This is a genomic window from Kitasatospora sp. NPDC001132 (genome assembly GCF_053598415.1).
In genome coordinates this window covers 1-7,736 of record NZ_JBSFKF010000076.1, presented here as the reverse complement: position 1 = coordinate 7,736, position 7,736 = coordinate 1, and the positions used below count along the sequence as shown (strand labels likewise).

The window sequence follows — 7,736 nt, the reverse complement described above, 5'->3', positions numbered from 1 at the left end:
CGCAGGACGCGTTCCTGGGCGGGGCCGTTGGGGGCGGTGAGGCCGTTGCTGGCGCCGTCCTGGTTGACGGCGCTGCCGCGCAGCAGGGCGAGGACGCGGTGCCCGTTGCGGCGGGCGTCGGAGAGGCGTTCCAGCAGCAGGACGCCGACGCCCTCGCCCCAGCCGGTGCCGTCCGCAGCGGCGGCGAAGGGCTTGCAGCGGCCGTCGGGGGCGAGCCCGCGCTGGCGGGAGAAGTCGATGAACGGCGTGGGCGTCGACATCACCGTCACGCCGCCGGCCAGGGCGAGGTCGCTCTCGCCCGAGCGCAGTGACTGGGCGGCCAGGTGCAGCGCCACCAGCGAGGACGAACAGGCGGTGTCGACGCTGACGGCCGGGCCCTCCAGCCCAAGCGCGTAGGCGAGCCGGCCGGAGGCCACGCTGCCGGCCGTTCCGGAGCCGAGGTAGCCCTCGACCTCCGCGGGCACCCGGCGCGCCCACGAGCCGTAGTCGTGGTACATCACGCCCGCGAAGACGCCGGTCCGGCTGCCGCGCAGGGTGGCCGGGTCGATGCCGGCCCGTTCGACGGCCTCCCAGCCGGTCTCCAGCAGCAGCCGCTGCTGCGGGTCCATGGCGAGCGCCTCGCGCGGGTTGATCCCGAAGAACGCGGCGTCGAACGCGGTGGCGTCGCGCAGGAACGCCCCGTGGCGCGCGTAGCTCTTGCCCGGCTTGCCAGGGTCCGGGTCGTACAGCCCGGCGAGGTCCCAGCCGCGGTCCCCGGGCAGCTCGCCGACGGCGTCGACGCCGTTCGCGACCAGCGCCCACAGGGCCTCGGGGGTGGTGACGCCGCCGGGGTAGCGGCAGGCCATCGCGACGATCGCGATCGGCTCCTCGGCGGTGGGCGCCGCCGTGCGCGCCGGGACCGGCGCGGCCTCCTCGGCACCCAGCAGCCGGGACGCCAGGTAGCCCGCCAGCTCCTGCGGGGTGGGGCGGTCGAAGACCAGCCCGGCGGGGAGCGTCAGACCGGTCAACGCGCCCAGCCGGTTGCGCAGTTCGAGCGCGGTCAGGGAGTCCATGCCCAACTGGGCGAAGGCCCGGCCGTCCTGTGACTCGTCCAGGGCGTCGAGCCCGAGGACGGCCGCGGCCTCAGCCCGTACCGCGGCGGCCAGTTCGCGCAGCCGCTCCGTCTCGTCCAGGGTGCGCACCCGGGTGGACAGCCCGGCCGTCGGGGCGGGCGCCGGGGCGGGGCGGTGGGCCGGCTCCGGTCGGACCAGGGCGCGCAGCAGCGGCGCGAGCGGGGCCGCTCCCGCGCGGCCCCCGGTGGCCGCCGCCGAGGCGGGGTCGAGGCGTGCCGGCGCGAGGAACGGTTCGTCGGCGGCCAGCGCGGCGTCCAGCAGGGCGAGCCCGTGCGCGGTGCTCAACGGCCGTACGCCCACCCGGGCGAGGCGGGACAGGTCGGCCTCGTCGAGTCCGGCGGTCAGCCCGCTGCGTTCCGCCCACAGCCCCCAGGCCAGCGAGGTCGCGGGCAGGCCGAGGCCGCGGCGGTGGACGGCGAGGGCGTCCAGGAAGGCGTTGGCGGCGGCGTAGTTGCCCTGGCCGGCCGAGCCGAGCAGCCCGGCGGCCGAGGAGAACAGCACGAACGCCGAGAGGTCCCGGCCTTGCGTCAACTCGTGCAGGTGCAGGGCCGCATGGGCCTTCGGGCGTAGGACGCCCGCCAGCCGCTCGGCGGTCAGCGAGCCGATCGCGCCGTCGTCCAGGACGCCGGCCGCGTGCACCACGGCCGTCAGCGGGTGCTCGGCGGGCACGCCCGCCAGCAGGGCCGCCGCCTGCGCGCGGTCGGCGAGGTCGCAGCCGACCACCGTGGTCCGGGCCCCCAGCTCGGCCAGCTCGGTCACCAACTCCACCACACCGGGCGACTGTTCACCGCCGCGACTGGCCAGCAGCAGGTGCCGGGCGCCGTGTTCGGAGACCAGGTGGCGGGCGACGAGCCGTCCGAGCAGCCCGGTCCCGCCGGTGATCAGCACCGTGCCGTCCGGGTCGAGCGGACGGGGCGACCGCAGCTCGGGGACATCCGCCCGGGCCAGCCGGGGCACCCGTACGGTGCCCGCGCGCAGGGCCAGTTGGGGTTCCTCGCCGGCCGCCGCGGGCGCCAGCGCGCGGGCGGAGGCGGGGGCGTCGTCGAGGTCGGCGAGGACCAGGCGACCGGGGTGCTCGGTCTGCGCGGAGCGCAGCAGCCCCCACACGGCGGCCTCGGCGGGGTCGGGCGTCTCGCCGTCGGTCACGGCCACGGCGGAGCGGGTCACCAGGACCAGCCGCGCCGGGGCCAACCGCTCCTCGGCCAGCCACGCCTGGACCAGGGCCAGCGCCCGAGCCGTCGTCGCCAGGGCCCGGTCGGCGGCGGAGCCGGGGTCCGCGGCGCCCGCCGGGCGTACGGCGGCGAACACCAGGTCCGGCACCGGCTCACCGGCGTCGAGCGCGGCGCGCAGCGCGGTGAGGTCGGCCCAGCGCGGGGCCGGCTCACCCGGCAGCAGGTCGTCCGCGCCGAGCACCGCCCGCCGTCCGGCCGGTGCCGCCGCCACCGGCGCGGGGGCGGCAGGCCAGTCGAGCCGGTAGAGCCTGCTCTCCCCGGCCTCCGGCCGCCCGGCCGTCAGGTCCGCCGGTGCCGGGCGCAGCACGACGGCCCCGACGGAGGCCACCGGGCGCCCGTCCGCGCCGTGGGCGGTGAGCGTGGCCTCGCCCGGCCCGGCGAGGCCGAGCCGTACCCGCAGGGCGGCCGTGCCCCGGACCGGCGCCGACACCCGCTGCCAGGCGAACGGCAGTACGGCCGGAGCCTCGCCGTCCGCGACCAGGCCGATGGTGTGCAGGGCCGCGTCGAACAGGGCCGGGTGCACCGCGTACCGCTCGGCCTCGGCCTGCTCGGCGCCGGTCAGGGCCACCTCGGCGAGGACCTCCTCGCCACTGCGCCAGGCCCGGACCAGGTTCCGGAACGCCGGGCCGTAGCCGTAGCCCCGGCGGGCCAGCCGCTCGTACAGGTCGGCGGTGTCGATCGCCGTGGCGCCGGGCGGCGGCCACTCCTCGGCCGGGTCGGCGGGCCGCTCGGGAACGGGGGCGAGCAGCCCGGTGGCGTGCTGCGTCCACGGCAGGCCCGCGCCGGCGTGTTCGGCGCGGGAGAAGATCCGGATGCTGCGGCGGCCCGCTTCGTCGGCCGCGCCCACCGCCACCTGGAGGGCGACGCCGCCGGCCGGCGGGGGCAGCAGCGGTGCGGTGAGGCCGAGCTCGTCGACCGACGCGCAGCCGACCTGCTCGCCGGCGCGGAGCGCGAGTTCGACGAAGGCGGTGCCGGGCAGCAGGACGGCGCCGGCCACCCGGTGGTCCCCGAGCCAGGGCTGCGTCCGCTCGGCCAGCCGGCCGGTGAGGACGTACTCGTCGGTTCCCGCGAGGTGCAGCACCGAGGACAGCAGCGGATGGTCGACCGGCCGCTGACCGGTCGCGTGCGGCGCGCCCCCGGCCGGGGCGGCGGGGGGCTCCAGCCAGTACCGGGTGCGCTGGAAGGGGTAGGTGGGCAGCTCGACCGGGGGGCGGTCGGCGGCGCCGAGGACGGCCGTCCAGTCCACCTCGAGCCCCTGGACGAAGTCCTCGGCGGCGGCCGGGACCTGCCCGCCGGGGGCCACCACGCCCTCGCCGCCGGCCGCGACGGTGGCGAGCCCGGCGAGCAGCTCCTCGCGGTCCCGGCCGACCACGACGGCGCGGTGCTCGAAGGCCGACCGGGTGGTGGCCAGGGCGCGGGCCACGGCCGCCGGGTCGGGGCCGGGCTGCCCGGCGGCCAGGGCGAGCAACTGCTCGGCGCGGGCCCGCAGCGCGCCGGGCGTCCGCCCGGAGAGCACCCACGGCACGACCTCGGGGCCGGCGGGTGCCGGAACGGGCTCGGGCTCGGGGCGGGGCTGTTCCAGGATGACGTGGGCGTTGGTGCCGCTGATGCCGAAGGAGGAGACGGCGGCCCGGCGCGGGTCGTCGCCGGTGCTCCAGGGGGTGTTCTCGGTGAGCAGCGCCACCGCGCCCGAGGACCAGTCGACGTGCGGGGTCGGCTCGTCCACGTGCAGGGTCCGGGGCAGGACGCCGTGGCGCATCGCCATGACCATCTTGATCACCCCGGCGACGCCGGCGGCGGCCTGCGGATGGCCGAGGTTGGACTTCACCGAACCGAGCCGGACCGGGCGGTCCGCCGGGCGGTGCTGCCCGTAGGTCGCCAGCAGGGCCCGGGCCTCGATCGGGTCGCCGAGGGTGGTACCGGTGCCGTGCGCCTCGACGGCGTCGACGTCGGCGGGGGTGAGTCCGGCGTCGGCGAGGGCCTGGCGGATCACCCGCTCCTGGGCGGGGCCGTTGGGGGCGGTGAGGCCGTTGCTGGCGCCGTCCTGGTTGACGGCGCTGCCGCGGACCAGGGCGAGGACGGGGTGGCCGTTGGCGCGGGCGTCGGAGAGCCGCTCCAGGACCAGGACGCCGACGCCCTCGCCCCAGCCGGTGCCGTCCGCCGCGGCGGCGAAGGGCTTGCAGCGGCCGTCGGGGGCGAGCCCGCGCTGGCGGGAGAACTCGACGAAGACACCGGGGCTCGACATCACCGTCACCCCGCCCGCCAGTGCCAGCGAGCACTCGCCGGAGCGCAGCGACCGGGCGGCCAGGTGCAGTGCCACCAGGGAGGTGGAGCAGGCGGTGTCGATGCTGACGGCCGGGCCCTCCAGCCCCAGCGCGTAGGCGAGCCGGCCGGAGACCACGCTCGCGGCGCTGCCGGTCAGCACGTAGCCGTCGGCGGTGCCGGCCGGCTCCGCCAGGCGCGGCCCGTACTCGCCGTTGGACGCGCCGACGTAGACCCCGGTGTCGCTGCCGCGCAGGGTGGCCGGGTCGATGCCGGCCCGTTCGACGGCCTCCCAGCCGGTCTCCAGCAGCAGCCGCTGCTGCGGGTCCATGGCGAGCGCCTCACGCGGGCTGATCCCGAAGAACGCGGCGTCGAACTCGCCCGCGTCGTACAGGAATCCGCCGTGCCGGCTGTACGAGGTGCCGGGCCTTCCCGGCTCCGGGTGGAACAGCCGCCCGACGTCCCAGCCGCGGTCGTCGGGCAGGTCGCCGATCGCGTCGGTGCCGGACAGGACGAGGTCCCACAGGCCGTCGGGGGAGGTCACGCCGCCGGGGTAGCGGCAGGCCATGCCGACGATCGCGATCGGCTCGTCGTCGTCGGCGGCCCGCGCCGCGACGGCGGGGGCCGGCCGGGCGTCGTCGCCGGTGAGCCCGGCGAGGACGACCTCGGCCACCGCGCGCGGGGTGGGGTGGTCGTAGACCAGCGTGGGGGACAGCCGCAGCCCGGTCGCGGCGCTCAGCCGGTTGCGCAGTTCCACGGCCGTCAACGAGGTGAGCCCCAGCTCGGAGAAGATCCGGTGCTCCCGGACCTGCTCGGCGGAGGCGTAGCCGAGGACGCTCGCGACGGCCCCGCGCACGACCTGCGACACCGCCTCCGCGCGCCGCAGCGGATCGAGTCCGGCCAGCCGTCGGGCCGGCCGGGCGCCGTCCGGGCCAGGGGCGGCCGACCCGGCGGCCGCCTCACGGGCCTCGGGGACGGTGTCGAACAGCGGGCGCGGGCGGCCGAGCGTGACGGCGGGGACGAGGGCGTTCCAGTCGACCCGGGCCACGGTCACGCAGTCGTCGCCGGCGGCGAGCGCCCCCTCCAGCGCGGCGAGGCCCTGCTCGGGGGCGAGACCGGGCAGGCCGAGGCGGTGGAGCTGGTCGGCGACGGCGGTGCCGGTCGCCATCCCGGCACCGGCCCACGGCCCCCAGGCGATGGAGGTGGCCGGCAGTCCCTCGGCGCGGCGGTGCTCCGCGAGGGCGTCGAGGAAGGCGTTGCCGGGGGCGTAGCCGCCCTGCCCGGGCAGGCCCCAGGTGGCGGCCACGGAGGAGAAGAGCACGAAGGCGGACAGGTCGGCGCTCCGGGTCAGCTCGTCCAGGTTCCGCGCGGCGGTGGCCTTGGCGCGCAGCGCCCGGTCCAGCCGGTCGGGGGTGAGGGCGTCGAGCAGGGCGTCGTCGAGCTGCCCGGCGGCGTGCACCACGGTGGTCAGCGGGAGGTCGTCCGGCAGGGCGGCGAGGACGGCGGCGAGCGCGTCCCGGTCGGCCGCGTCGCAGGCGGCGAACGTGACGCGGGCACCGAGCGCGGCCAGTTCGGCCCGCAACTCCTCGGCGCCGGGCGCCTGTTCGCCGCGGCGGCTGACCAGCAGCAGGTGCTCGGCGCCGGCCCGCGCCAGCCGCCGGGCGGCCAGTGCGCCGAGCGCGCCGGTGCCGCCGGTGACCAGGGCGGTGCCCCGGGTGCGCCACGCGCGGTGGGCGTGCGGCGGGGCGGGGGAGCGTTCGAGGCGGCGGGCGAACACCCCGAGCGGCCGGATCGCGAGCTGGTCCTCCGCGCCGTCGCCGGTCAGCACCTCGGCCAGGTGGTCGGTGGACGCGTCGTCGGCCTCGGCGGGCAGGTCGACCAGCCCGCCCCAGCGCTCGGGGTGCTCCAGGGCGACGATCCGCCCCAGGCCCCACAGTTGGGCCTGCTCCGGGTCGCGCACCCGGTCCCCGGCCCCGGTGCCCACGGCGCCGCTGGTGGCGTACCAGACCGGGGCGGCCGGCTCCAGCTCGCCGAGGGCCTGGGTCAGCGCGAGCGAGGCGGCCAGACCGGCGGGTACGGACGGGTGGTCGGCCAGCGGTCCTTCGGCCAGGGCGAGCAGGGACAGCACTCCGGTCGGGCGGAACCCGTCCAGTGCGGCGCGCAGCCGCTCGGCGACGCGGGTCCGGTCCGCGGCCGGGTCGACGGCGATCTGCCGCACCTCGGCGCCCCGGACGGTCAGCGCCCGTACGGCCGCCTCCGTCCACGGACCGCTCCGTCCGGCTCGCGCCGGGACGGCCACCAGCCAGCGTCCACCGGGAGTGGTGTCCGTGGCCGGGCCGACCCGGTGCCAGCGGACCCGGTAGCGCAGGGCGTCCAGCGCGGCCCGCGCGAGTCGGCGCCCGTGCCAGCGGGACAGCACCGGCAGCGCCGCGGACAGCGCCTCGGCGGCGGGGGCGTCCGGCGCGGAGCCGAGGTCGAGCTCGGTGGCGACGGCCTCGGCGTCGCCCTGCTCCACCGCGGCCCAGAACCGCTGCTCGGCCTCGTCGGGGGCGGCGCCGACGTCCGGGCGTGCGGCGGGCTGCCACCAGTACCGGTCCCGGCGGAACGGGTAGGTGGGCAGCTCGACCACCCGGGCGCCGGTGTCCGCGAACAGCACCGCCCAGTCCACGACCAGCCCCTGGACGAAGTCCTCGGCAGCGGCCGTCGCGAGGCCGGCGGCGCCCTCGGCGGGGGCCGTCACGCCGGTGCGGCCGGCGGCTACGGCGGCGAGCCCGGCGAGCAGCTCCGCCCGGTCGGCGCCGAGGACCACCGCGCGGTGCTCGAAGGCGGAGCGGGTGGTGGCCAGGGTGTACGCCACGTCGACCGGGCGGGCCTCGGGGTCGGCGTTCAGGTGCCGGGTGAGCCGTAGGGCCTGCTCGCGCAGCGCCTCGGGGGTCTTCGCGGACAGCACCAGCGGCAGTGGGCCGTCGGCGGGCGCCGGTGCGGCGGACGGCTGCTGGTCCGGCTTCTCGACCGTCTCCTCGTACGGCTCCTCGAGGATGACGTGGGCGTTGGTGCCGCTGATGCCGAAGGAGGAGACGCCGGCTCGGCGGGGGCGGCCGGTGGCGGGCCAGGGGGTGTTCTCGGTGAG

Annotated in this window: 1 protein-coding gene; it reads right to left on the bottom strand. The window is 78.5% G+C overall.

Annotation, left to right across the window (positions count from 1 at the left end):
* Positions 1–7,736 (bottom strand): SDR family NAD(P)-dependent oxidoreductase (locus ACWDBE_RS38885; protein ID WP_449810342.1); only part of this gene is annotated, 7,736 nt, incomplete at both ends.